Raw genomic sequence first — 24,473 nt, forward strand, 5'->3', positions numbered from 1 at the left:
GTTAACAATGTAGCTGTCGAAGAGCGGCAATAATCTTCTGATTAGCTTGAGGAAAGGAAAACTGATCAATTTCTGCCAAAGTAACCCAGCGAATTTCTTGACATTCTATTGTTTTAGGTACTCCGTAGAGATGAGTGCAGTTATAGGCTTCAAGTGTAATCCGAAAATCGTTATAGGAGTGTTCAACAGTGATCAGATGGTCTTGGACAGCGATCGCAATGCCAATTTCCTCAGAAATTTCGCGTCGGATACAATCTTGAACAGTTTCACCGGGTTCAATTTTACCACCAGGAAACTCCCAAAGTCCGCCCATAACACCTTGAGGAAGACGTTTATCAATCAAAATATGTCCGTCATCGTTCCAGATCACAGCAACACCAATAGATTTATGGGGAACAGCAGATAAGGTTTCAGACATGAGAGATTGAGTAATAGTGAAAACAACTGGGGAAATAGTTAATTTCCCCAGAGTAGAATCAAAAAAAGTAGATTATTAACTAGCTAGGTAATCATTAACATCCTGTTTGCGCTTACGAAGTTTGGTCAAAGCCTCCCGTTCAATTTGTCGGACTCTTTCACGACTGATATTAAGGCGATCGCCAATTTTAGCCAAAGTTAAAGTCTGTCCATCATCCAAACCAAAGCGCAGAGCTAAAACCTGTCGTTGCTGGTCAGTAAGATCAGTCATCAAAGATTCTAAATCTGATCGCAAAGAAGAATTAAGAGCAAACTGCTCAGGGGAATTGGTAGTATCTTCCAACAGGTCAACCAATTCCGTATCCTGATTATCACCAACCCGCAGATCGAGAGATAAAGGAAGACGTGATTTTTCGAGATACTCACGAATCTGCTTAGGAGTGAGATCCAACTCAGCAGCCAATTCATTCATAGTAGCTGCTCGGCCTAACTGTTGTGCAAGTTGACGTTGTGCCTTTTTGATTTTATTAAGTTTTTCTGTGATATGAATCGGCAAGCGAATAGTACGGCCTTTTTCAGCGATCGCGCGGGTAATGGCTTGTCGAATCCACCAATAGGCATAGGTAGAAAACCGATAACCCTTAGTAGGATCGAACTTTTCAACTCCTCGTTGCATCCCGATAGTACCTTCCTGAATGAGATCGAGCAGATCCACATTGCGCTTGATATACTTTTTGGCCACAGAGACCACCAGACGCAGATTAGCCTCTACCATCTTACGCTTGGCTAATTGACCCTGATGCAAGATATGTTGCAATTGTGCCACAGACAAGTTAACTAATTCAGCCCATTGAGCCTCAGTAGGTTCATAGCCTAATTGTTTAGCCAACTCATTGCGTTTTTCCTGCAATAAAGTTGCCTGTTGTACCTGTTTACCATAGAGAATTTCTTGCTCATGGGTCAGCAGAGGAACACGACCAATTTCTCGCAGGTAGGCCCGCACCGAGTCGGTGTCCGAGGTTTTAGCAGTTTTCATGGCATCTCCCCGATAGCTCTGACAAATTAAGCCCATAACTTGAACTGGAAATAAAAGCGACGGGCAATCACGCTTTTCTCCGATGTAGCAGCCAGGCATCCTTAGTAGCCCAGCGCCTATCAACGCCAAGGCGTTTACATTACTCAACGTTATGTTACGAATGTTAACATTTATGAGACCAAATGACCATCCTTTTTTCGATTGAATTTTTATAATTTGCCAAATCAATTGGTTTGAGGGTAGCCCGTAATCAATTCTGCAATTGCATCATGGAAAACAAAATGGGATCGTGAGCGGATAATTTTAGCCCCCTCGCCATATCCGTCCCAGGGGATAGTCAGCTACAAACTGTGCATTGTTTCTAGGTTCAATAGTGAGGTATTGTCAGAAGTGACCAATAATTTGGGGTAAAGCCCCACCCTATAGTGGTGGCCAGCAATCAATCCTCAGCCAACTGGGTCTGTCTGTAAGGTGTGTCAGTTGTGGATAGTTTTCGGTTATCCGGTTATTTTTCTCAATCTGACCCACCCTACTAATCCTAATAATCTCCCCGTCTCTATGAAACGCGGGGAATGTCAATATGCCCTTATCACTTCCTCCGGTTATGACCTACTGTCTCGGTATAATTACTTCTTACGGCTTTGTAATGGCTGCCGACTCCCGCACCAACGCAGGAGTTGATTACATTTCTACCTATCGCAAACTATTTGATTTTTCTAATCCTGGGGAAAGGGTGATTTTACTCTCTACCGCCGGAAACCTATCTATCACCCAGGGAATTATCAGCACACTAGAGAAAGACCTCAAAATTCACGACAATCAAAATCTCCATAACCTCGAATCGATGTATGATGTCGCTCGTTATGTAGGTGGTCAACTGCGGCGAATGCAAGAATTTGATGAAGCCTCCCTCAAAAAGCATAACATTGATGCTAGTTGCACCTTGCTCTTAGCTGGTCAGATTAAAGGTCAAGACCCCGCCCTATTCCTGATCTATAATCAAGGCAACTTCATCCATGCCACCAAGGACACCCCCTTCCTGCAAATTGGGGAGACCAAATATGGTAAACCCATTTTAGATCGTACCCTCAGTTTTAATACCCAATTAGAGGCGGCCGCTAAATGTGCCCTTTTGTCTATTGACTCTACCATGAAGTCTAATATCTCTGTGGGTCCCCCTATCAATCTGGCTATGTATGAAAGAGATACTTTTGTAATTGATAACTGGCTGCGTCTGCGTCTGGGAGACCCCTACCTAGCCAAAATTAGGAAAATGTGGGAAGACTCCCTTAAACAAGCCTTTGAACACATTCCCAGCATCAACTGGCAACACCGGGAAGACCAATCCTCTGAGGATATTCTGATTGACTGAGTTGGAGCAAATATCCCTCAGACAAGGTAAAGCTCACCCCAGGCTTACCTTGTCCATATCACTCAATCTATCTAATCCATCATCAAAATTAACCGATGACTAGATATATTATTAATCGCTTATTAACTGCTATTCCTACTTTGATAGCCATTAGTGTTGTATTATTTCTAGTCTTGGCATTAGCCCCCGGCGACCCCATGGGAGAGTTCGCCTCTAACCCTTCTATTACGGCGGAAGTTCGCGAAAATATAAGGCGATCGCTAGGTTTAGATCAGCCGATATGGATTCGCTATTTTAAGTGGGCTTGGTCATTTTTACAAGGGGATATGGGCTACTCTTTTACCAGCAGGGTTCCTGTCAGTGAACTAATTAGCCAACGACTACCCACCAGCCTCTGGATAGCTGGTTCTGCGTATCTTTTGGCAGTCATTATCGCTTTCCCCTTGGGCATAATTTCCGCCATCAAGCGCTATTCACTATTTGACCAACTAGCTACCACCTTCGCTTTTTTGGGATTCTCCCTGCCACCTTTTTTTACGGGGCTGTTATTTATTATTATCTTTAGTGTTAATCTCAACTGGTTTCCGTTTATCTATAATAGTAACCTACAGGTTACTAACTTATCCACATTATGGCAACAAATTCAACAGTCAATAATGCCAATTTCGGTATTGGCATTATTCCAATCAGCCGTGTTAATGCGATTTATTCGGTCGGCCATCTTGGAGGAGTTAAACCGCGATTATGTCCGCACCGCACACGCTAAAGGATTACCTAATTTTCAGGTGATTAACTTTCATGTCTTACGCAATGCTTTAATTCCTGTTATCACTTTAATGGCCTTAAATATCCCGGAAATTTTTACGGGCGCATTGGTTACAGAGCAGGTGTTTAGAGTCCCCGGAATTGGCGCGCTTTTGGTCAATTCTATTTATCGTAGTGATACCCCAGTCGTCATGGGTATTACCTTTGTTTATGCGGTTTTGGTCGTGTTTTTTAACCTCATTGCTGATATCCTATATGGATTTTTAGACCCTCGCGTTCAATATAAATAGCTCAGGATGATTGTTAAGTTATGTAAAGAAATGTTAAGAAATGTTGCAAAAAATTTTTTTTTGGCGGGGGTGGTGGCTTTTTGGCTTGACTTGTGATATCATTTTACATAATCGGAATATTTGCACAATTTTTATTTATGCCAATACCCAATTATTTAACCTATTTGTCAATATAATATCATTAGCTCCCGGCACTTGTCAACCCTCAGCCATGATCTGGATGAACAATTTTTTTTTAATTGATGAAAACATCAACTTGATCAGATAAAATCAAGATTAATGAATTAATCGGCAAAATATTAAAGGTGATATGACTAATGATGTGTTGAAAACCCGCAGTGTATTGTCAGATATATGGGTAAGATTTCGGCGGGATAAAATGGCGGTAATTGGTAGTTGTGTGTTACTACTGATTATAGTGTCTATTATATTCGGTCCAATGATTTATACGACACCAACGGATCGGATTGATTTTGGTAATTCTGTGTTACCTCCTAGTTGGAAGCATCCCTTTGGTACTAATGATTTAGGACAAGACCAATTAGCGAGGATTCTGAGGGGTGGACGCATTTCTTTAGCGGTGGGTTTGGCGGCGATGTTAGTGGCGATCGCTTTAGGAACTTTCATAGGTGCGATCGCCGGATTTTATGGAGGTATTGTAGATAGTATATTAATGGGAGTAACGGATTTATTTTTAGCGTTACCGCAATTGCCGATATTATTATTAGTGATTTACTTATTTCGGGAACCGATGAGAGCGATCGCCGGTTCAGAAGCGGGAATTTTCATTTTAATTGTATTAGTAGTAGGGGGACTTAATTGGATGTCTGTAGCCCGATTAGTGCGAGCGAGTTTTTGGTCAACGAGAGAGATGGATTTTGTGATAGCAGCTAAGGCGATCGGGGCTAAACCGCACCGTTTAATTTTAGTTCATATTCTCCCGAATGTTCTGACTCCGATTATTGTCGCAGCGACCCTATCAGTAGGAACAGCAATTATCACGGAATCAACCCTAAGTTTTCTAGGGTTAGGATTTCCCCCAGATATTCCCACCTGGGGAAGGATGTTATATGATGCCCAAAACTACATAGAAACCGCGCCGCACATGGTTATATTTCCCGGTGCAGCCATTTTTTTAACAGTAATTAGTATCAACTATATTGGCGATGGATTACGAGATGCACTAGACCCAAAATCTCATGTTTAATCCTGATAGTTGGCACTAAGAAATCGGCGTTTATGCTAAAATATGGGTAATCAGATAAAAGCAGCATTTCCCAGTGATTAATTTTGGTGGAATTATGTATCAGCAAATGAGACTGTGGGATAATCAACCAGATATCAGCCATCCTGGTTCAGTGAAAGATTTAGGCAAAAAAGTGATTATTGATACTGATGGTTTGGTCATATTGTATGGCAATTTTTTGACATTGAAAGAAAGCGATCGCTTATTTTGGGAGTTGTATAAATCCCTTAATTGGAGACAAGAAGAGATTAAAATATTTGGAAAAATCAGACCCATACCGAGACTGACAGCTTGGTATGCAGATGCAGGAAAATCCTATACATATTCAGGCATCAAACATCATGCACAACCCTGGAACCCGACACTTAAATCAATCAAATCCCAGGTTGAAGATATAGCGGAAGTGACTTTTAATAGTGTTTTAATTAATCTCTATCGGGATGGAAAAGATAGTATGTCGTGGCATAGCGATGATGAACCAGAACTAGGGAAAAATCCGATAATCGCCTCAGTCAGCTTAGGGGGAACCCGTCGATTTTCTGGGAAGCATAAAATCCACAAAAACCGGAAATTTAATATTGACTTAACCAGCGGTAGTCTGCTGTTAATGAAAGGGGAGACTCAGCACTTTTGGCAACATCAAATCCCCAAAACTTCCCAAGTTGTGGAACCGCGAATTAATTTAACTTTTAGAATGGTTAAATAATCACAATAAATCAGATATTTAGGAGGCGATCGCCTTAGTCCCAAACCATCTCGCGCCCACCCCTAAGCTAGATTTAGGTGTGAATTTCAGCATAGAGGCTTTGGCTCATTGGGATGCAGGACTATTCCCATGTCCATTATCCATGTTCAGGGGACTGAAACTGTGCCATTAACCAGGCCCCAACTTGGGACTGGTCTTGGTTGCGACTCCGTTGTAGCGCTTGGTCTAGGGTCGCTATCTCTAGTCCTGGAAACATCAAAGAGACATCAATTCGTTGACTACCGCGATCGCTCATTTGATAAGCCAATACTTCCCCAGTTTCCACGTTCACAATCCAATACTCAGCAATCCCCACCTCTTCATACAGCACTCGCTTAACCGTGCGATCGTCCCACAGGGATGATTTTGCCACCTCCACCACCAAATCCGGCACCGGATACTCTTCCAGGTTTACAATGTCAGTGCCCCTGGGGATAGCGGTGGCTTTGGTGCCAACGTAACAAGCTAAATCCGGCTGAAATTCGACATAGCCGGTTTTGCGGAAAGAACAGTTGCCCACAATTGTGAATGGAATGCGTTTCAAAATGCCATAGAGATTAATAGCAAGGGCGATAATTGCATGATTGTTGCTGTGGTCAAAACCTACGGAGAGTTGCATTTCTAATCGCATTCGCCCATTACTGTAATAGCCTTTGGATTTAGCGTGGGCGGGGTCATCCAAAGCACTCAGGTACTCATTCCAGGTAGCAGGAACCCAGGTATCACTGGCGATTAGATTAGAGAGGGGATTCATGCTCATCTTTAAATGCTTAACAGATTCAAACGGGGGTGGTTTAGTTTACGAGCCGCATAGATTAGACAAGCCTTGAGATCACCAGCTTCGAGATCAGGCATTTCTTCAAGGATTTCTCCCTGACTTAAACCGGAGGCAAACAAGTCCAGGACATCGGATACTCGGATTCTCATTCCTCGGATACAGGGGCGACCGCCACATTGTCTAGGATTAACGGTAATTCTGGAAAGTAGTTCGCTCATACTTGATGGTTTCCTTGTGATTCGGTTCGATTCACGGTGTCGTTAATTTTAGTTTACTAGAAATTCCCCGAGTCCTAACCCAGCGTCTGGACTACCGGGGGTCGCCAATCAACACCAAGGGCGACCAGAAAAACGGATGACGGTGAGACTGACTTAATTTCGCCTGACGCAATATCAAGCTAGACTATTGCTTAACTAACGGTTTCGATCGCTGAATTGCTGATAATATTAGCATCAACTGTAGCCAGTGTTAACCCATAGTACATAGCGGTGGCTACAATAAATCTGTCGGCTGGGTCTTGATGGGGTAGGGAAATCTGGCGACTTAAAATAGCAATGGCATAATTCATCTCAGCTTCACGAGTTTTCAGTGTTTTCAACGCTAAGTTAACCCATGTAATCGGGTCAGGATGTAAAGATATCCGTTTTTTTTTCTGCTAAAATCAATGTTTCCCAAATGCTAATTGGACTCAGCCAAAGTTCAGTATTAGGAGCGACAATTGTAGTTTGAAGTTGGCTTGATAAGCGTTGGTTTCCCAGTAAATACCACAGCCAAATGTGGGTATCTAGCAGCAGTTTCATTGCAGCACATCCCAGGGTTGAGGATCTGGAGTAATTATATCTCCTAAAATTTCACCGCTTCCCTTCATGACCCCAAAAGCGGGGCGTTCATCTGAGGGAGTGGCGGGATAGATAATCACTAAGGGTTTGCCTTCATGGATGACCGTAATGGGGGTTTTAGTGCGTTCGACTTCTAAAAAGAGATTCTGGAGAATTTGAGGCAGTTCATGGGTCGTAATTTCTGTCATCGGTTACCTCCTGGAGGGTGAAAAAATCTTGTAAATGTCGCACCGCTGAATTTTAGCTGATTAGAAATTCCCGGAGTCCTGACCTACGGTATTTCCGAAGTCATATCTAATCCGATTAAATAACCATTACCCGTTGTTCCAGAAACCCGGTTTCGGGTCAGGATGCGTGAATAAGTGGGAGATGACCTGATGGGCGCGTTAATCAACTGTCCAATCTTGAATTGTTAAGCCTGGGACTTTCCTGAAATCTTGGAGGTTTCGGGTTAACAAAACCCGATCGCCCTATCCCGCGATCGCCGCCATTCTCAGATCCATTGTAGATACTCGAATTTTTTGCGCTTCGTAGCTCCTGGAAAACTGCGATCGCCTGCACATCAAAGGGTAAAATGGGAGCCGAGGCAAGGCATTGGAGAATCTCTGACAATAGAGAATGCTGACTTATCCGATTCATTAAACGGGAAAACTCTCGTCGAGACCCTCCTTGCCAAAAACTAATGTGGTCCGATGAGAGCAAATAATTGACGTCGGGTTGCCCTCCTTCCTAGATTCTAGCTATTAGGCGCGAAAAGTGCGCCCATCTTTAAGGGTTTCCAGAAATGGGGTTTCGTCAGAAATAGAACCCACAACTTACAAGGTAACTCTTTTCTAGTTTAGAGTTGGGGAACCCCAACGGTCTCCAGTCAACTCTATAGTTCTGGTTCTGGTGGTGACTCCCTAACGGGGGTCGCCAATCAACACCAAGGGCGACCAGAAAAACGGATGACGGTGAGACTGACTTAACTTCGCCTGACGCAACGCCTCCACCTTGGTTAACCCCTCCTGCATCACCAGACGATAAAATTCCGTTGTCACCACCTCTGTCGCCTGGTCATCCACATTCCACAAGGTCGCCATCAACGCCCGGGCTCCGGCACGTTCCCAAATATAAGCCATCCCCATAATCGCATCTCCATCGATATTGGTCTGTAACGCGGTCTGACAGGCGGTTAAGGCCACCAATTGCGTATCCTGTAACCCCAGTAACGCCGCATCCGCTAGGGGATATTCTCCATCGGCAAATAACAGGGTGTTGGGTTTCATATCGGGTTTATAATCGGGACAATTCTCCTGCAAACAACAACCCAATTGCTGAAAACAGCCGTGGGTGGCTAGATGCAGATAGCGATGACGGGGGGATTGACGTTTGAACACCTCCAAGGTGGCCTGTTGGTGGCGGTAAATCTCACTCTCTGGGGCGAGGCGGAGGAGGGCATCGACTTCCGCTTCCGTTCCCGGTAGGTTAAAGGGGTCTAGGGGTTGGGGATTGGCAAAGCCTAGCACTCGGTAGTCCGCAGAGAAGCGGGGGGAAAGGGTGGCGGTGACTAGGGCGACGGTGAGCAAAGTTCCCCCCAGTTTCCAATGGTGTTTGACCGKCGCGCCAATGCCCAGGACTCCCAGGAGGAGGGGAATCGTCCACAGGGGAAAGGTGAGAAACCGGGAGGGGGAAGGATTGGCGAGGAGGGAACGACTGGAGAGACGAGTGAGGTAATGGATGGGGTACTGTTGCAGGAGGAAACGGTCGGTTTGTGAGTCCCGGAGGGTTTCAAAGGGGAATTGTCGCAGGGACCCGGTGGCGATGATGGCGAGTTGTTGGGGGTTGAGTGCCTCAATGTCTTGGGCAACCGGGCGGATCAGGTGGTCGTAGAGGGAGGCGGAAACCCGACGATAGCCAGAATTGCGGCTTTGGAGCATCTGGCGATAGTCTGTCACCCAGTTGTTAAATTCATCGGCATCGATGGGGACTTTCTGGACGCTGAGGCTTTGACGCTCCCCTGCCTAAAGGCGGGGGGATTCTTCATTCACAGACTCACCGTAATTGAGCAGGATTTCTCCAACACAACTAGAGGACAAGTCTCCTGAAGCTTGAGATTTGGTGCGCCCCACCATACTTAATCCTTTTTGCAAGATGTTGATGGCTGCGTTTCTATCACGACAATCTATATATCCACAGTTAGGACATACATGAGTACGAGTAGATAACGACTTCTCGACTTTTTGCCCACAATTAGAGCAATTTTGAGAAGTATTATGAGGTGGAACAGCAATCACTAACTTGCCGTACTTCTCCCCAAAATACTCTAACCATCGTCTAAAAGTAGCCCATCCTGCATCAGTTATCGACTTAGCTAAACGATGATTTTTAACCATACCTCGAATATTTAAGTCTTCACAAACTACCAAATCGTTAGATTGGATTAAACGGAGTGCCACGCTCTTGACAAACTCTTCTCGCTGTCTGCTTACTCTTAAATGCTTTTTGGCATATCCTTGTCTAGCTTTGTGATAATTCCGGGATTGTTTTTGACCTTTGCGGTATTTTTTAGACTTTCTTCTATTGAGACGATTTAATTGTTTTTCTGATTGACGATAAAGCTGGGGACAATCAACTTGATTTCCTTGTGCATCAACCAAAAAGAATTTTAAACCGACATCAATACCTGTTGCTTGTTTAGAGGGATTTAAAGGTTTTATGGTATCTCTAGGGTCTAATTTAATGCAGAATTGAACATAATATCCATCGGCACGGTTAATAATCCTGACCCGCTTAATTTGCTCAGGTTGGTAGTAATTAATGTCCCTAGAACCTATCAACTTAAGTTGACCTATACCCTTTTTATCTGTAAAGGTAATATGACGTTTATCGTCTGATAGTTTCCATCCCGAGACTTTATACTCAACTGAACGAGAGTGTTTTTTGAATTGAGGATAACCCTTTTTACCTTTGACGTTATTTTGACAATTTTCGTAAAAACGAGTAATTGCTCTTAAGGTTCTCTCAACAGCAGCTTGGCAAGCATGGGAGTTTAAATCGTTAACAAAATTAAACTCTTTTCTTAATCTCGTGTTGTATCTAAATAACTCAACCTTGCCTACACCCCGATTGTCCATCCAATAACGCAAAACTTTATTGCGAACAAATTGAGTGGTCCGAATAGCTTCGTTGATGGCTTCAATTTGACGTGGCTTGGGCTTGACTTTGTATTCGAGTACGAACATTTTGACAGCGCTTGCTCTTGCATCAAATACTAACACCAAATTGACAGAATGATAAAGTTAAACCCAAAAAGCCGTCCTCCGCTACGCTAAAGGACGGGGCTTGTACCCAATTTTTCGGTCATCGAGGGCGGCTTGGGCTTCGGGGTTGGCGACTCTCACACCGATGAGACGGTTATAATCGGCGAGTTCGTAGGTGGTGAAGCGGTTCGCCCATTCAAAGGCGCGTTGGGGCTGGTTTTGGTCGATGAGGATGTCAACCAGGGCGACGGCGGGGCCGCGATTGGTTTGGAGGAAAGTCTCCCGGAATTCTTTTTGCAGTTCACTACGCAGGGAGAGGAGGATGTTGAGGGAGTCTTCCCAGTGGGTGATGGCTTTGTCCGGTTGATTGGTGTCTCGGTAGACAGACGCTATGTTGCTGAGAGTGGTGGCTTCTCCTGATCGATCGCCCACTTCTCGGAAAATTGGCAAAGCCTGATTGAAATAGTCCAAAGATTTAGTCCGGTTGCCCAAGGCATTGTACACCAAGCCAATGTTAGTGAGGATGGTGGCTTCCCCTGATCTGTTATTCGTCTCTCGAAAAGGAATCAGTGCTTGTTCATAGAACTCTAAAGCCTTTTGTCTTTGTCCGATCCGGTTATAATTTCGACCAATCCCTAAAAGGGCTACAGCTTCCAACTGCCGATGTTGCCATTGTCGAGCCGCTTCTAAAACACGCTCAAACGTCTCAATCGCCTGCACAGGTTGCCCCTGTCGTGTCTGTTTAAGGGCTTCCTGTAACAGTTCCTCAACCTCCCTTTGCGACAGTCTCCCCTGCACCAAAACCGTCTGTGCCTCCACCCAAGGCGACAGAGACCCCATGCCCAACAGCAGCGAAACCGTCAACAGCGAACTTACCCAGCGTCCAGTCATGGCTCAACTCTCCCTGTGACTTCCTCTCCTCTATTATTGCCCGAAGGCGCAGAAATTGAGTCGCCCCAACCGCCACAGACAGGACATGACCCCTCAATGTAGGGGCGATTCGCGAATCGCCTCTACAGATTGATGGTTGGCCCTTCCCCAATGCGTAAGTCCTGACAGAGCCATGATTTGAGTCTCATCGCCCCTGCTGTTTCTCCACGACTATAATCAAGGTAATCACGCTCTTGCTGATGCCATGAACCTATCCCTCACCCCAGAAATAGAACAACGGATTGCGGATCAACTCAACCCAGGATATGACCAATCCGCCCATGAGGTCATCTTAGCCGCCCTAGAACTCCTGGACCAACGCCAGCAATAGCTGACTGAACTGCGTCAGGAAATTGCGATGAGTGCCACTCCAATTGAACAGGGACAAGTTATAGATGGAGAACAGGTGTGCGATCGCATCCTCAACCGTTTACATCATTTTTCCTCGACCCGATAGCATCGATATTGCTCGGACTATCAATGGGTATTCGGATTCATAATCACTGAAAAAACCAGAAAAAATCATGAAAAACACAACCCAATTTCAAGAAATTGCTGCCGAAGTGCAACTTTTTAATGATATCGAACAAAAGGAAAAATTTGTTTTCGTCGTGGGTGCTTTAGTTTCTCGATTAATTAGCCTTCAGAAAGGAGCAGAAATCATGGAGATGGAACCGGAGATGCTTTTAAATATTTTTGAAATGATGAGTATCGATTTCTCTTATCTTACCCCTGAAGATATTAAAATGGAAAAAACTTGGTAAAAACGATGAAAATTGTTTTCAATTGTTCTCCGTTAATTTTCCTGGCTAGATTAGACTTCCTAGAAAATTTTATCAATGACGCCCATCAGTTTTATATCCCCCTAGGGGTGCAATTAGAAATCAATGCCAAACCAGATTCAGCATCAAAATACGTTAATCGACTGATTTAAAATCAGCAATTATTAGTCCAAGAACTTAAATTACTATCTTTGGCGAATCGTTTAAATGATAGGCTAGGCCGAGGGGAATCAGAGGCCATCTCTTTGGCAATAGAGTTACAAGCAGATTATATAATTCTTGATGACTTTGCGGCTAGAAAGGAGGCTAAAAGATTGGGCTTAAATGTTAAAGGAACTTTGGCAGTGGTTCGCAAATTACACTTATAAGGTCAGATTAATATTTCAGATTTTGATGTTTTGTATCAAAAAATCACAGAAATAAATTTTCGAGTCAAGCGAGAAATTTTTGATGAGATTTTTGATAATTAGATTAGGAATTAAACGTCCAGTCATCGCTCAACTCTCCCTGTAACTGCCTCTCCTTTATTATTGCCCGAAGGCGCAGAAATTGAGTCGCCCCAACCGCCACAGACAGGACATGACCCCTAAATGTAGGGGCGATTCGCGAATCGCCTCTACAGATTGATGGTTGGCCCTTCCCAAATGCGTAAGTCCTGACAGAGCCATGATTTGAGTCTCATCGCCCCTGTCGTTTCTCCACGACTATAATCAAGGTAATCACACTCTTGCTGATGCCATGACCCTATCCCTCACCCCAGAAATAGAACAACGGATTGCGGCTCAACTCAACCCAGGACATGACCAATCCACCCATGAGGTCATCTTAGCCGCCCTAGAACTCCTGGACCAACACCAGCAATAGCTGAGTGAACTGCGTCAGGAAATTGCGATGAGTGCCCCTCCAATTGAACAGGGACAACTTATAGATGGAGAAGTGGTCTGCGATCGCATCTTCAACCGTTTACAGCAACCGAACCCGGGTCAATAATGGGAACCAATTCTGTCTGTGAAGCGGCCCCTGTTGGCGGCTTCCTTGGGTTCGCTGAGAATGATAGCGGTTGCTATCATAGACACAACTTGCCTCTGTTTCCCTAGGCGTTTTTCACCCCCCTAGGTTTCACCATTCGGCAATGTTATTACTGAATTAACGATAAAAAAATATGACCCTCAAAGAACAAATTATCAAAGAACTAGACTCATTACCTGAGTCAACCCTGGAGGTTATTTTAGAAAATATTCGCCAAATAAAATCCCAAGAAAAAGTTGAGGAAGACCCCTTCTTCCAAGCCTATTTAGATACATTGCCGCAATGGGAGGAGGTTTATCGTCGCCTTGCAGATGCCTAAATTCGTACCCCTGACTAGCGTCCTGAAAATCCATCAGGCTCAGATCGATCAGTTTAGTGGGTTCCATGGCATCCGCGATCAAGAACTGCTTGAATCTGCCCTAGCCCAACCTCAAGCAACCTTTGGTGGGCAATATCTACATCCAAACATTCCCGCCCAAGCCGCTGCCTACTTATTCCATATCTGTATGAATCACCCTTTTCTAGATGGCAATAAACGAACCGATCTGGCTACGGCGATCGCCTTTCTGGAGGTTAATCATTATCAGCTACAACTCTCTCAAGATAAGGCTTATGATTTAATGATTCAAGTTGCTGAACACAAAATCAACAAAGATACGCTTATTGCTTATCTAACGGAACATATTCAAGAAAAGTTTTAAAATGCGTTAAAACCCTTTATAAATATTGGGTTGGGAAGGGCTTTATAGCGGTTCGGTGGATTGGTGAGGTACTTTTTAAAGCCCCTCTCCCGTATGGGAGAGGGGTTTGGGGTGAGGGCTTTACCTAATGAGTCTGAGAATCGCTATAATTAAATACAGTGACATTGATTGATTGGTCAAATTCGCCTCTACAGATTGATGGTTGGTCCTTCCCCAATGCGTAAGTCCTGACAGAGCCATGATTTGAGTCTCATCGCCCCTGCCGTTTCTCTACTACTATAATCAAGGTAATCACGCTCTTGCTGATGCCATGAACCTATCCCTCACCCCAGAAATAGAACAACGGATTGCGGAGCAACTCAACCTTGGGTTCGCTGAGAATGATAGCGTTTGCTATCATAGACACAACTTGCCTCTGTTTCTCTAGGCGTTTTTCACTGCCCTAGGTTTCACCCGAAAGGAGTCCTCTGGTCATGCCCCACCCCTTAAAAGCGGTCTATCACAACGGGACCTTTATCTTGAAAACAGATTGCCATTTGCCCGAAGGCGCGGAAGTGGAATTATGGGTCAATTCCTCCCGACTCATTCCGCCTAAAATCTCAAATCCGGGCGAGAAAGCCATTGCTGTTCTCCTCTGGCAAGTTGCTTGTGAGTATCTGGCAGCGAGTCGCAAACTAGAGCCGTTGGGATATGATCGGTGACCCGATTGGATAGCCGATTATATCAACTCCACTCGATTAAGGAATTTAGCAAAATGACCACCGAACAACTATTAGAAAAATGGAAAACTTTAGACCCTGAGCAACAGCAACAAGTTCTTGCTTTTATTGAGGTCATTCATCCAACCCCAAAACCGACTCAATCTAGTTCCCGCTTAGGACAACAACTCAGAAAAATCCGCCAAGAAATTATAGAATCGGGACCCCCATTATTAACCCCGGAAGAAATCGAACAGGAGAAAGCCGAACGTCGTGGAGGATATCTAAACCCCTCATGATCCGAACTTTTATCGATGCGGGAGTGCTAATTTATGCGGATCGGGGTCAAAATGAAATCGCTGAACTTGCTTTACAAGTTTTAGAAGATGATCGGCGAGAATTTGCCTCTAGTATTTTTGTAAAATTAGAGGTCTTGCCTAAAGCAATTTATAACCAGCAAAGTAGCGAAATCAAGTTTTATGAAACCTTTTTTCAGGCGGTCACTTATTGAGCCAATGACATTAACAGGATGATTGAAAATGCTCATCAAGAATCTAGCCAGTTTGGACTCGGAGCAATGGATGCTTTACATATTGCTGCGGCAGTCTCCGTTGGGGCTACAGAATTTATAACGAATGAAAAAACCCTAAAATCTATCCATCGAACTCAAAGTATTAAAGTGATTTCTATTCATCCGTCCTCGGGATAATTCATCAAGAGCAATGTTGGTCAGGTTAGGGGATACGAATATCTTTATTGATGTGAATGAACCAAGAAACCCCATCACATTAAATAGCGAAATGGTGGTTCTCTAGGACTTACTCCGCCGCGTCACGACGCACTTTACTCACCACCATTTCCATCTCATCCTCTGACAAGGGGATGATCTGATCTAATATAAAATCATAATCGCCCTGGAGTTCGAGTTTTCCCTGTAAATCATCATCCTCCCAAGCCTCTGGACCCCGAATTGTGATCTGGTTTTCCTGCCCAGACTGCATGGCAGAGAAGGGAACCCGCCAAGTTTCTGGCTTGCCGAGATCCTCGCCGCGAATTTTAGGCCCCCTTCCAAGAACTACCCCCTGATTTTTCTGGCGATCGCGCTCTATTTTGGCAATTTCCGTCAGGGGCAATCCTTCAGAAAGTCCCGCCAGTTGCAGTTGGCGGGTTTCTGGGTTAAATCCCAGTAATTCATGGTTGCCACTCCCCCCCGCTTTTAACTCAATTTTGACACTCACTGGGAGCATGACTTGAATAATTGGCGGTGAGGGTAATGGATTGAGTTGCCCAGTAGGGGTAACTTCAGCCGTTTGGGACGGAAAGCTCATGCCACAGCCCGCTATTCCCAGGGAGGAAACCATTAAAACCAGTGACAAGATATGGCAAGTTGGATGTTTCATAACAGATTAGACTGGTTTAGAACTCGATGGGGTATCCCTCACCCTGAATCCCTCTCCCTCTGGGAGAGGGACTTTGAATCTGGCTCCCCCTCTTGCTCCCTCTCCCTCTGGGAGAGGGCTGGGGTGAGGGCGGATGAGGACCGAGTTGCCAAACGGTAAGATGTACTCCCGATGGGGTTTGTCGTCATCTTTGGGAGAAGGTTGAAATGAGTGAGTCACCGCGTTTGCCCCCGGAAACCTTGAATCCGGTTCTCCTTCTTCCTCTTGCTCCCTCTCCCTCTGGGAGAGGGCTGGGGTGAGGGCGGATGAGGACCGAGTTGCCAAACGGTAAGATGTACTCCCGATGGGGTTTGTCGTCATCTTTGGGAGAAGGTTGAAATGAGTGAGTCACCGCGTTTGCCCCCGGAAACCTTGAATCTGGCTCCCCCTCTTGCTCCCTCTCCCTCTGGGAGAGGGCTGGGGTGAGGGCGGATGAGGACCGAGTTGCCAAACGGTAAGATGTACTCCCGATGGGGTTTGTCGTCATCTTTGGGAGAAGGTTGAAATGAGTGAGTCACCGCGTTTGCCCCCGGAAACCTTGAATCTGGCTCCCCCTCTTGCTCCCTCTCCCTCTGGGAGAGGGCTGGGGTGAGGGCGGATGAGGACCGAGTTGCCAAACGGTAAGAGGTAGCCCCGAGAGGGTTTGTTGTCATCTTTGGGATAAGGTTGAGATGAGTGAGTCACCGCGTTTACCCCCGGAAACTTTTGCACTGGGAAGAATTGCCAGTTTACTGGTGATGTTGGGGGCGGTGCTATACTTCACGGGTTGGACTTATCGCTGGATCTATTTCGGATTTTTCCAACTGGAAGTGACGACGCTCCCTTTACCCCTAGAGTCGTTTTATATTGCTGCCTTTCAAGTGTTTTTCGGCAGTTTCCGCGCAATTATCCATACTATTATAACCATCGCCTTGATTGTGGTGGGGGTTTATTGCAGTCTGTGGTTACTGGAAGGGCAACCCTCCCAAAGGTTCCAAGCTGGAATGCAGAAAATCTATCAGCGGACAGTGGATTGTCTGAATACTCGTTTAACCCGGGGTCAACCGCCTCAACGCCTCTGGAAACGCGGGCTGTTTCGGTTGTATCGGGGACTGCTGCAACTGCTGAAGTCGTTTCTGGAGTTCCACCTGTTGGAGTATCAATCTCTGCGCTTTTTACGATCGCTCCTGGATGAAACATTGATTATCTGTTGGCTGCTGGCGGGCTGTTTCTGGCTGGCACAATGGCAGGGAGAAGCCGATGCGTGGCGGGATGCGGTGAATGAAACGTCGTCTCTCCCGGTGGTGACGGTGGTTGTGCGAGAGGATAGTTTTCCCTTGGGGGTGAACCCCGATGATATCCGCAATCCTCAAGGTATCCGCATTATTGGTGACCCAAGCAGCTACCAGCAACTGCTGAGTGCGGCGATTAATAACCCCAGCCAGAATCGCGTCTGGCGGTTGCTGATTGATGTGGATGGGGATTATTATATATTCCCAGCCCTACCTGAACCCGATGAAACCCGCCGCCCGCCGTTGGTGGTGATGCCGCGTAGTCATCAAGGCGATCGCCTAATTCAGTTGCGCCCCACCCTCGACACCGATATTCCCAGTAGGGATAACAAGTGATAATCGCTCATCGATACCTAGGTAATAGGAAAGCCGGAAGCGTCGGTGATGGGATGACTATCGGGTTATGATTGAAATAGCCCGAAAAGCGTGACAACCTGCCCTTAAGATGAATCAAACCCTGTGGATCGCCCGACACGGCGATCGCCAAGACCATGCCGATTCCAATTGGTATCGTAGCAGTAGCAATCCCTTTGACCCGCCGTTGTCAGCCAAAGGCGAGAAGCAAGCGATCGCCCTAGCCCAACGTCTAGGGGAAGAAAAGATTAACTACATTTTCGCATCCCCATTTCTGCGAACCGTTGCTACCGCCCACGCCGTCGCCGAAGTTCTCGATTTACCAGTGCAACTAGAACCGGGACTGGGAGAGTTTTTAAGTGGTTACACCTTCCCCTATTTGCCGAAAATGCGATCGCCATCAGAACTCAAAGCAGATTTTCCCCGCATTAATCTTAACTATCAATCCCCCCAAAGTTTGCAGTATCCCGAAACCTGGTCAATGGCTCAACAACGCATGGCCAGCACTATCCAACGCTTAACCACACAATACCCCCAAAATCTCCTCTTAGTAGGTCATGCAGCCTCAGTCGAAGGACTCACCCAAGGACTAATTACGAGAAAAGCGAAACTCAAAACCTCTCTTTGCTCTCTAGTCAAGTTAGTAGCTGATGATCATGGTTGGAACCTGGAACTAGCCGGAGATACTAGCCATCTGGAACTAGCCGGGGTGGCTTCCCAGTCTCATCTACTCAGAGCCGCTCTGAGATATTACCGCTATTATCGATATGCTTACCGATATCAGCCCGAATTACCTCGATGATATATAATATGTTGCGGTTAATGGTGCTAGAATCGGAAAGGCCAATCGTCCATAAGTTGGGTGCCCCTAATAATTTGCCAAACATTTGGCAGTGAAAACGCGATTTATAAAGGAAATAACTGCATGAGTTCAACAACCGTCCAAGCCAAATATGAAATTAAAGACCCAACACTCGCCTCAAAAGGCAAACAACGGATTGAATGGGCGGGGCGTGAAATGCCAGTTTTGCGCCAAATTGAAGAACGTTTTGCCCAAGAAAAGCCCTTTGAAGGTATTCGTTTAGTCGCTTGCTGTCACGTCACCACAGAAACAGCACATTTGGCGATCGCTCTCAAAGCTGGGGGCGCGGATGCTATACTTATTGCTAGTAACCCCCTGTCTACCCAAGACGATGTAGCCGCTAGTTTGGTGGTTGATTATGGCATCCCCGTTTTCGCTATGAAAGGGGAAGATACAGCCACCTATCTGCGCCACGTCGAGATTGCCCTAGATCACCGCCCCAATATTATTATTGATGACGGTAGTGATGTCACTGCTACCCTCGTTAAAAACCGTCAGCATCAAATACCTGAAATTATCGGCACCACCGAAGAAACCACTACCGGAATTGTGCGTCTGCGCGCCATGTTTAATGATGGGAAACTGACTTTCCCCGCTATGAACGTTAACGACGCGGATACTAAGCACTTTTTTGATAACCGCTACGGAACTGGTCAATCTACCCTTGATGGTATTATCCGCGCTACTAATGTTCTCCTCGCTGGTAAAAATGTCGTCGTTGTCGGTTACGGTTGGTGTGGTAAAGGCTCCGCCTTGCGCGCTCGTGGATTGGGTGCTAATGTGATTGTTACCGAAGTTGATCCAGTCCGGGCTATTGAAGCCGTCATGGACGGTTTCCGGGTCATGCCTATGGAACAAGCCGCTGCCGTGGGAGATTTGTTTATTACTGTAACTGGTAATAAGCACGTTATTCGTGGGGAACATTTCGATGTGATGAAAGATGGGGCTATGGTTTGTAACTCTGGTCACTTCGATATTGAAATTGACCTGAAAGCCCTGGCGGAACGTTCTACAGAAATCAAGGAAGTTCGTAACTTTACCCAACAATATAAGCTCAAAACTGGTAAATCTGTTGTCGTTTTGGGTGAAGGACGTTTGATCAATTTGGCTGCTGCTGAAGGTCATCCTAGTGCCGTTATGGATATGAGTTTTGCTAACCAGGCGATGGCTTGTGAATACCTGGTGAAAAATAAAGGCAAACTTGAACCCGGTCTGCACTCTATCCCCCAAGATGTCGATCAGGAAATTGCTCGCCTGAAGTTGAAGGCGATGGGTATTGCTATTGATACCTTGACCCCAGAACAGATTGAATATAGCAATTCCTGGACTATGGGAACTGATTAATCTGTCAAGTTTTTCTGGGGATTTAATTTAGGTATTTGTGATGGCAACCGGAAACGGTTGCCTAACTATATTCTGGTTGATTGATTCTACTTAGTTTTTTTATCTTTGCTGTGGCTTGTGGCAAAACTTTCTGTTGAACTTCAGCGCTATTTTTGGGAAGAGTCGCGTTCATCTCAGGTAACGCTGGGTGATATTATTACTCTGGCAGGAGAGCGGATTTTTGGGTTTTTGTTTGTGGTGCTGGCGCTGCCTTCCGCCCTCCCGATTCCGGCTCCTGGCTATTCGATTCCCTTTGGAATTTTATTATTTTTGTTAGCTATTCAATTGATTTGGGGTTCACAAACGCCTTGGTTTCCAAATTCATGGCTCAACCGTCCTATGTCTTTGGAAAAGGTACAGGGAATTTTAAAAGTGGGGATTCCTTGGTTACAGAAAATTGAGGTGGTTTGTCGTCCCCGCTTGAGTTTTATTTGTACTCATCCGGTGGGACGGGTTGTGATTGGTTGTGCGATCGCCATTATGGCAGTCTCCATGATGCTCCCCATTCCCTTAACTAATACACTACCAGCGATCGGGATTTTTATTACCGGATTTGGGCTGTTAGATGATGATGGGGCCATTACCTTGGGGGGATTAGTAGTTTGTTTGATGGGAGCAGTCCTTTCCGGTTTAATTCTACTGTTTGGCTATGAAGCAGTGAAAGCCGGGATTAATTACCTACGGTTGTCTATCAGTCGCTAAAATCCCCTCCACTGGTCCAAAAAGTGATCACCATCACCACAACTGAGTTGATTGCGTCATCAGTTAATTTGCGTAGTCTCACCCAGAAACACTATGAACATCACCAGAATCACTCCGAGAAATCACTGAGATTTTCGGAAACCTTTGGGATGATGAAGATACTAAAAGGTTGGCCGCTTACTTGTCCTGGAGAGAAATATGATTGTGATGACTACATCTACCAAAACTTATATCAACCCGGATGGCTCACTCGCAGAACTCCCTCTGTCCACCAAATTCGGGAATATAGAACTTAGACAGATTTACCATCTAGCCCAAACCAAGAATTGGGAACCTGAAACTCTCGAAAGTCGCATCGATCGCGCTTTGTCCATGGTCGATGCTAATTGGGGGAATCCCAAAGAACAGCTTTTGTTAGAATTAGTTCGTCAGGGTAGGGCCGACCAAATCGATGGTATTGAATATTGGACTGCTCAAATCGACGAAACACGGGCGGCGGGAATTTGTCTTGACCCGGTTACATTGACATTAGAAGTTATGGTGATTGATTTACAGTGGTTTACCCCTATCCATCGGGAACAGGTGAGAACCCTATCAAGATTATGCCAGCTTACCAGTTCAAGTTGTTATGATTCAGAATCGGGCTCGAAATATTGGTCGCTATAGCTGAGCGCAAGTGCAATAATGATCATACTTACCAACATATTTCCGAAAATATCGCGAAATTACCAGTTAATCGCCCTCTCATCATCAATAGCTAGGGTGCGTCAAGCAGCAATATGTTCGCACCCTAAAGTCTAATTCTATAACACGCCTGCCCGTTGTAGCAGTACCAGGGTCCCCTGTAAGTCAGCTAGATTGGCTAAGTCAATTCTTGGCGGATTGATTTGATCAATAGATAACTGTCGCTCTGGGGCTGGTATCCCTTCGACTAGGGGATATTCTTTGGTTTCTCGGGCGAAGAAGTTTTGGGCGTTATTGGTCAGTAAAAACTGGATAAATCGCTGTGCATCTTGGGCGTTTCTGGCTGTGTCGAGAATAGCTACTCCGGCTATATTAATTAATGATCCCGTATCGCCACGGGTGTAGTGGTGAGCGACAGGGAAGTTAGGATCATCTGCTAAGAAGCGATATAGGTAGTAGTTATTGGTTAACCCCATATCTACTTCTCCTCGACCTACAGCTTCAACAATAGCGGTATTGTTCCGGTAAACCACAGCCCCATTATTTCTCATGGCTTGGAGCCATTCCAGGGTTTTAGCATCACCTTCTACTAGGCGCATGGCGGTAACGAAGGACTGAAAAGAACCGTTGGTGGGAGCCCAGCCAACTCTCCCCCGCCATTTGGGTTGGGTTAGTTCAGAGATGGAGTTGGGTAGTTGGTTGCGGTTGACCTGGTTGGTGTTGTAGGCTAGTACCCGCGCTCTACCTGTAATCCCTACCCAGTGGTTGTTAGGGGAACGGAAACGAGAATCTACTTTGCTGATCATTTGTGCGGGAATGGCGCGAGTTCGACCGGCTTTTTGTAAGGCTCCCAAGGCTCCAGCATCTTGAGCAAAAAATATGTCAGCAGGGCTATTGCGTCCTTCTTCGAGAATAGCGATCGCTAATTCCGCAGTATCACCATAGCGGACCCTAATATTAATACCTAGCTGCTGTTCCGCTTGTTTGATTAATGGACCAATCAGAGCTTCTCCTCGCCCAGAGTAAATAGTTAAAGTCTGATTCTGAGACTGGCTAACTTGGGCTATACCCAGAACTAAGGCTAGGGTGAGCATCCCCGCCAAAAAATGTCTACGTTTGAACATTTGTTACCCTCATCTAGTTTTTGTCAGCGACAGTTATTAAGAATTAGTTGCATCTAATTCCAGACAAACTATATCACCCTGTGGGGAGTTAAACAAGAATTTTTATTAATAAAGGAAGAGTGAGCCGCAGGTCATAGGCTGGTTAATAGGTGTTAATACATTGCCACCAAGACAGAGCCGCTGATTATATCATAATAGATAGCATTAAGTTTATTGATAAGTAATGTCAATATAGCCAAACTGGGGGAATAAATGACTATAATAGTCAACTAAACGTGCTGTTGTAATAGTTCAAATTGTTGAGAGGAAATGCGGTTAGCCTGATATAAGGTTTGGGAAATTTCATCGAGACTTAATACCGCATGGCCACGATAGCCATTTTCTGTCAACCTTTCCATGACGTTGCGACCATGATCGATAAATACGACAATATCCTCAACCCTGAGTCCTGCGGCTTGTAATGTGGCGGCTCCTTTCATGACACTATTGCCGGTAATGAGGATATCATCGACAACGACAACGACTTCCCCTGGCTGAAAATGTCCTTCTATGGCTCTTTTTGCCCCATAGCTTTTAACTTCCTTTCGGGGAAAGACCATAGGCCGTCCTAAGCGGAGAGATAGACCCGTGGCTGTAGGTAGAGACCCATAGGGAATACCCGCAATGCGATCGAAATTAAGATTTTGGAGAATTTCCCCATAGGCTCCGACAATTTGATGAAAAATCTGGGGGATGGAAATAATCCGGCGCAAGTCAATATAATAGGGTAGAACCTCTCCTGACGATTGCACATGGTCGCCAAACATAATGCAACCAATATCATAAAGTTGCAGAATCAGGTCGCGGTGGGGTTCATTTTCCAAGAAACAGACATCAGGAAGCCACAGGTCACAGCTAGGACTACCTTGCATAACCCGCAGGCGTTCGTCATTGATAGCATCTCGCAAAGACCGCACCGCCTCTGTCACAGTTCCCCGTTGTAATAAACGTGGTGGTAGGGGTAGCAATAGACCCGCACCGTCAGCACCCAAACCCGCCGCCAGAATTTGGATCAGATCATCTTGTTCGGTTAGATCGTTTTCCTCAGCACTATTTCCCTGAACCAAAATCAAACGTTCTGGGGCTTGACGACGAATTCGTGCTAACACATCAGCCATGACCCCGACTTCTAACCCGACCTGTTCTGGAGTTCCCCAGGTTTGGGTAGCTCGCACCAATTCTAAGTAAAGTGGATGTGCCGGGTTAGGATGTTCTTGGAGTAGGTTAGCGGAGGGGTTAGAGGTGGCACACAGGACAAATACTGCTTTATCAGGATAGAGGAGAAAGGGTGTGACCAAATCCTGTCCGGTGTAGGGGGATACGGTACAAGCATCAACCCCCCATTCTTTAAAAATCATGCGCGCAAACAGGCTGGCACTATTGAGGTCGGCGTGTTTAGCATCGAGAATGACTGGCATTGTAGAGGGGATCTGGTCTAAAATCTGCTGTAAAAGATGCCACCCGGACAAGCCAAGCCCTAAATAGGCATTTAAAGTTAGTTTATAGGCACAAACTAAGTAGGCGGTTTGGTGTACGATCGCCTTTAACCATCGATACCACTCCTCCACGAGTTTACCATCATCAACTAGCCCTAGACCCTGCTCATTCTCAAAGTTAGGCGGATATACTTCCGGGTCCGGGTCGAGGTTCACATAAAGCAAACTTTGGTTGCGGTCAATGCTGCTAATTAGTTTATCGGAAAAATTCATATTGCCTCCATTTAATCGAACCGCTAGAATACTGTG

33 protein-coding genes are annotated in these 24,473 nt (G+C 45.5%); 19 read left to right on the forward strand and 14 right to left on the reverse strand.

The genetic code is table 11. The annotated features are described in order from the left end of the window. Position 1: 1 nt before the first annotated feature. On the reverse strand, positions 2 to 418 hold the full coding sequence (gene mutT, locus B9T16_RS02625) for an 8-oxo-dGTP diphosphatase MutT (RefSeq protein ID WP_006617775.1): 417 nt from the start codon (positions 416 to 418) through the stop codon (positions 2 to 4). A 75-nt stretch (positions 419 to 493) separates the two neighbouring features. After that, positions 494 to 1,453 carry an RNA polymerase sigma factor, RpoD/SigA family gene (locus B9T16_RS02630; protein ID WP_006617776.1) on the reverse strand — a complete coding sequence of 320 codons (960 nt, stop codon included), beginning with the start codon at positions 1,451 to 1,453 and terminating at the stop codon, positions 494 to 496. Between the two features lie 604 nt (positions 1,454 to 2,057). Between B9T16_RS02630 and B9T16_RS02635 the strand changes: the two genes are divergently transcribed. From B9T16_RS02635 to B9T16_RS02650, 4 genes are all read left to right on the forward strand, one after another. Further along, positions 2,058 to 2,825: a proteasome-type protease gene (locus B9T16_RS02635; protein WP_006617777.1), complete on the forward strand. Its 768-nt coding sequence runs from the start codon at positions 2,058 to 2,060 to the stop codon at positions 2,823 to 2,825. A 95-nt stretch (positions 2,826 to 2,920) separates the two neighbouring features. Continuing rightward, complete coding sequence (locus B9T16_RS02640) at positions 2,921 to 3,880, forward strand: ABC transporter permease (RefSeq protein WP_006617778.1); 960 nt, start codon at positions 2,921 to 2,923, stop codon at positions 3,878 to 3,880. Positions 3,881 to 4,190: 310 nt separating this feature from the next. Further along, complete coding sequence (locus tag B9T16_RS02645) at positions 4,191 to 5,087, forward strand: ABC transporter permease (RefSeq protein WP_006617780.1); 897 nt, start codon at positions 4,191 to 4,193, stop codon at positions 5,085 to 5,087. A 73-nt stretch (positions 5,088 to 5,160) separates the two neighbouring features. Beyond that, a complete protein-coding gene (locus tag B9T16_RS02650; RefSeq protein ID WP_353912550.1) occupies positions 5,161 to 5,832 on the forward strand; it encodes an alpha-ketoglutarate-dependent dioxygenase AlkB family protein in 672 nt (223 codons plus the stop codon). A gap of 136 nt (positions 5,833 to 5,968) precedes the next feature. Here B9T16_RS02650 and B9T16_RS02655 read toward each other — a convergent pair whose 3' ends face one another. From B9T16_RS02655 to B9T16_RS02695, 9 genes are all read right to left on the reverse strand, one after another. After that, positions 5,969 to 6,625 (reverse strand): Uma2 family endonuclease, encoded by a 657-nt coding sequence (locus B9T16_RS02655; RefSeq protein WP_006617782.1) that lies wholly within the window; start codon positions 6,623 to 6,625, stop codon positions 5,969 to 5,971. Positions 6,626 to 6,633: 8 nt separating this feature from the next. Then, entirely contained in the window at positions 6,634 to 6,867 is a 234-nt protein-coding gene (locus B9T16_RS02660; RefSeq protein ID WP_006617783.1) for a DUF433 domain-containing protein, read from the reverse strand. Between the two features lie 191 nt (positions 6,868 to 7,058). Continuing rightward, a complete protein-coding gene (locus B9T16_RS02665) occupies positions 7,059 to 7,247 on the reverse strand; it encodes a hypothetical protein (protein ID WP_235181416.1) in 189 nt (62 codons plus the stop codon). 25 nt (positions 7,248 to 7,272) lie between these two features. Then, positions 7,273 to 7,449, reverse strand: a complete 177-nt coding sequence (locus B9T16_RS02670; protein WP_235181417.1) for a type II toxin-antitoxin system VapC family toxin — start codon at positions 7,447 to 7,449, stop codon at positions 7,273 to 7,275. Then, positions 7,446 to 7,676, reverse strand: a complete 231-nt coding sequence (locus B9T16_RS02675; RefSeq protein WP_006617784.1) for a type II toxin-antitoxin system Phd/YefM family antitoxin — start codon at positions 7,674 to 7,676, stop codon at positions 7,446 to 7,448. The genes B9T16_RS02670 and B9T16_RS02675 overlap by 4 nt, the downstream gene beginning before the upstream one ends. A 202-nt stretch (positions 7,677 to 7,878) precedes the next feature. Next, positions 7,879 to 8,127: a hypothetical protein gene (locus B9T16_RS02680; RefSeq protein ID WP_235181418.1), complete on the reverse strand. Its 249-nt coding sequence runs from the start codon at positions 8,125 to 8,127 to the stop codon at positions 7,879 to 7,881. Between the two features lie 263 nt (positions 8,128 to 8,390). Beyond that, positions 8,391 to 9,425 (reverse strand): CHAT domain-containing protein, encoded by a 1,035-nt coding sequence (locus B9T16_RS02685; protein ID WP_410244045.1) that lies wholly within the window; start codon positions 9,423 to 9,425, stop codon positions 8,391 to 8,393. Positions 9,426 to 9,491: 66 nt separating this feature from the next. Then, entirely contained in the window at positions 9,492 to 10,712 is a 1,221-nt protein-coding gene (locus B9T16_RS02690; protein ID WP_006617786.1) for an RNA-guided endonuclease InsQ/TnpB family protein, read from the reverse strand. A gap of 81 nt (positions 10,713 to 10,793) precedes the next feature. After that, entirely contained in the window at positions 10,794 to 11,621 is an 828-nt protein-coding gene (locus B9T16_RS02695) for a tetratricopeptide repeat protein (protein ID WP_014274124.1), read from the reverse strand. Between the two features lie 244 nt (positions 11,622 to 11,865). Here B9T16_RS02695 and B9T16_RS02700 point away from each other — a divergent pair, with 244 nt between their 5' ends. The 10 genes from B9T16_RS02700 to B9T16_RS02745 all read left to right on the forward strand — a co-directional run bounded on the left by B9T16_RS02700 (position 11,866) and on the right by B9T16_RS02745 (position 15,579). Then, positions 11,866 to 11,991: a hypothetical protein gene (locus tag B9T16_RS02700; protein WP_286131288.1), complete on the forward strand. Its 126-nt coding sequence runs from the start codon at positions 11,866 to 11,868 to the stop codon at positions 11,989 to 11,991. 193 nt (positions 11,992 to 12,184) lie between these two features. Further along, positions 12,185 to 12,424 carry a hypothetical protein gene (locus tag B9T16_RS02705; RefSeq protein ID WP_006615949.1) on the forward strand — a complete coding sequence of 80 codons (240 nt, stop codon included), beginning with the start codon at positions 12,185 to 12,187 and terminating at the stop codon, positions 12,422 to 12,424. A 5-nt stretch (positions 12,425 to 12,429) separates the two neighbouring features. Further along, positions 12,430 to 12,594 (forward strand): hypothetical protein, encoded by a 165-nt coding sequence (locus B9T16_RS02710; protein WP_006615950.1) that lies wholly within the window; start codon positions 12,430 to 12,432, stop codon positions 12,592 to 12,594. Between the two features lie 586 nt (positions 12,595 to 13,180). After that, positions 13,181 to 13,306, forward strand: a complete 126-nt coding sequence (locus B9T16_RS02715; RefSeq protein ID WP_410244046.1) for a hypothetical protein — start codon at positions 13,181 to 13,183, stop codon at positions 13,304 to 13,306. 298 nt (positions 13,307 to 13,604) lie between these two features. Continuing rightward, on the forward strand, positions 13,605 to 13,790 hold the full coding sequence (locus B9T16_RS02720; protein ID WP_006615861.1) for a hypothetical protein: 186 nt from the start codon (positions 13,605 to 13,607) through the stop codon (positions 13,788 to 13,790). After that, positions 13,783 to 14,172 (forward strand): type II toxin-antitoxin system death-on-curing family toxin, encoded by a 390-nt coding sequence (locus B9T16_RS02725; RefSeq protein WP_006615862.1) that lies wholly within the window; start codon positions 13,783 to 13,785, stop codon positions 14,170 to 14,172. The genes B9T16_RS02720 and B9T16_RS02725 overlap by 8 nt, the downstream gene beginning before the upstream one ends. A 518-nt stretch (positions 14,173 to 14,690) precedes the next feature. Beyond that, positions 14,691 to 14,873 carry a hypothetical protein gene (locus B9T16_RS02730; protein ID WP_353912551.1) on the forward strand — a complete coding sequence of 61 codons (183 nt, stop codon included), beginning with the start codon at positions 14,691 to 14,693 and terminating at the stop codon, positions 14,871 to 14,873. Continuing rightward, a complete protein-coding gene (locus B9T16_RS02735; protein WP_006616106.1) occupies positions 14,870 to 15,169 on the forward strand; it encodes a hypothetical protein in 300 nt (99 codons plus the stop codon). The genes B9T16_RS02730 and B9T16_RS02735 overlap by 4 nt, the downstream gene beginning before the upstream one ends. Further along, positions 15,166 to 15,381: a hypothetical protein gene (locus B9T16_RS02740; protein ID WP_235181420.1), complete on the forward strand. Its 216-nt coding sequence runs from the start codon at positions 15,166 to 15,168 to the stop codon at positions 15,379 to 15,381. Before B9T16_RS02735 ends, B9T16_RS02740 begins: the two co-directional genes overlap by 4 nt. A gap of 18 nt (positions 15,382 to 15,399) precedes the next feature. Next, the gene (locus B9T16_RS02745) at positions 15,400 to 15,579 is read left to right on the forward strand and encodes a hypothetical protein (protein WP_315642791.1); all 180 of its coding nucleotides are present in this window, start codon (positions 15,400 to 15,402) and stop codon (positions 15,577 to 15,579) included. Positions 15,580 to 15,688: 109 nt separating this feature from the next. Here B9T16_RS02745 and B9T16_RS02750 read toward each other — a convergent pair whose 3' ends face one another. Further along, positions 15,689 to 16,270 (reverse strand): hypothetical protein, encoded by a 582-nt coding sequence (locus tag B9T16_RS02750; RefSeq protein WP_035735237.1) that lies wholly within the window; start codon positions 16,268 to 16,270, stop codon positions 15,689 to 15,691. Between the two features lie 710 nt (positions 16,271 to 16,980). On the opposite strand from B9T16_RS02750, the gene B9T16_RS02755 reads away from it, so the two are divergent. The 5 genes from B9T16_RS02755 (at position 16,981) to B9T16_RS02775 (ending at position 21,547) form a co-directional block, all read left to right on the forward strand. After that, entirely contained in the window at positions 16,981 to 17,916 is a 936-nt protein-coding gene (locus tag B9T16_RS02755) for a hypothetical protein (RefSeq protein WP_006618200.1), read from the forward strand. 109 nt (positions 17,917 to 18,025) lie between these two features. Continuing rightward, a complete protein-coding gene (locus B9T16_RS02760) occupies positions 18,026 to 18,736 on the forward strand; it encodes a histidine phosphatase family protein (protein WP_006618199.1) in 711 nt (236 codons plus the stop codon). Between the two features lie 123 nt (positions 18,737 to 18,859). Continuing rightward, entirely contained in the window at positions 18,860 to 20,140 is a 1,281-nt protein-coding gene (gene ahcY, locus B9T16_RS02765) for an adenosylhomocysteinase (protein ID WP_006618198.1), read from the forward strand. Positions 20,141 to 20,257: 117 nt separating this feature from the next. Further along, a complete protein-coding gene (locus B9T16_RS02770) occupies positions 20,258 to 20,881 on the forward strand; it encodes an exopolysaccharide biosynthesis protein (RefSeq protein WP_006618197.1) in 624 nt (207 codons plus the stop codon). Positions 20,882 to 21,088: 207 nt separating this feature from the next. Beyond that, the gene (locus B9T16_RS02775) at positions 21,089 to 21,547 is read left to right on the forward strand and encodes a hypothetical protein (RefSeq protein WP_231852238.1); all 459 of its coding nucleotides are present in this window, start codon (positions 21,089 to 21,091) and stop codon (positions 21,545 to 21,547) included. Positions 21,548 to 21,684: 137 nt separating this feature from the next. Here the strand turns inward: B9T16_RS02775 and B9T16_RS02780 are convergent, their stop codons facing one another. Then, on the reverse strand, positions 21,685 to 22,689 hold the full coding sequence (locus tag B9T16_RS02780; RefSeq protein WP_006618195.1) for an iron ABC transporter substrate-binding protein: 1,005 nt from the start codon (positions 22,687 to 22,689) through the stop codon (positions 21,685 to 21,687). 269 nt (positions 22,690 to 22,958) lie between these two features. Beyond that, positions 22,959 to 24,437 (reverse strand): bifunctional orotidine-5'-phosphate decarboxylase/orotate phosphoribosyltransferase, encoded by a 1,479-nt coding sequence (locus B9T16_RS02785; protein ID WP_062945566.1) that lies wholly within the window; start codon positions 24,435 to 24,437, stop codon positions 22,959 to 22,961. Between the last annotated feature and the right edge of the window lie 36 nt (positions 24,438 to 24,473).

Source organism: Arthrospira sp. PCC 8006, assembly GCF_046480465.1.
GTDB classification, from domain to species: Bacteria; Cyanobacteriota; Cyanobacteriia; order Cyanobacteriales; family Microcoleaceae; genus Limnospira; species Limnospira platensis.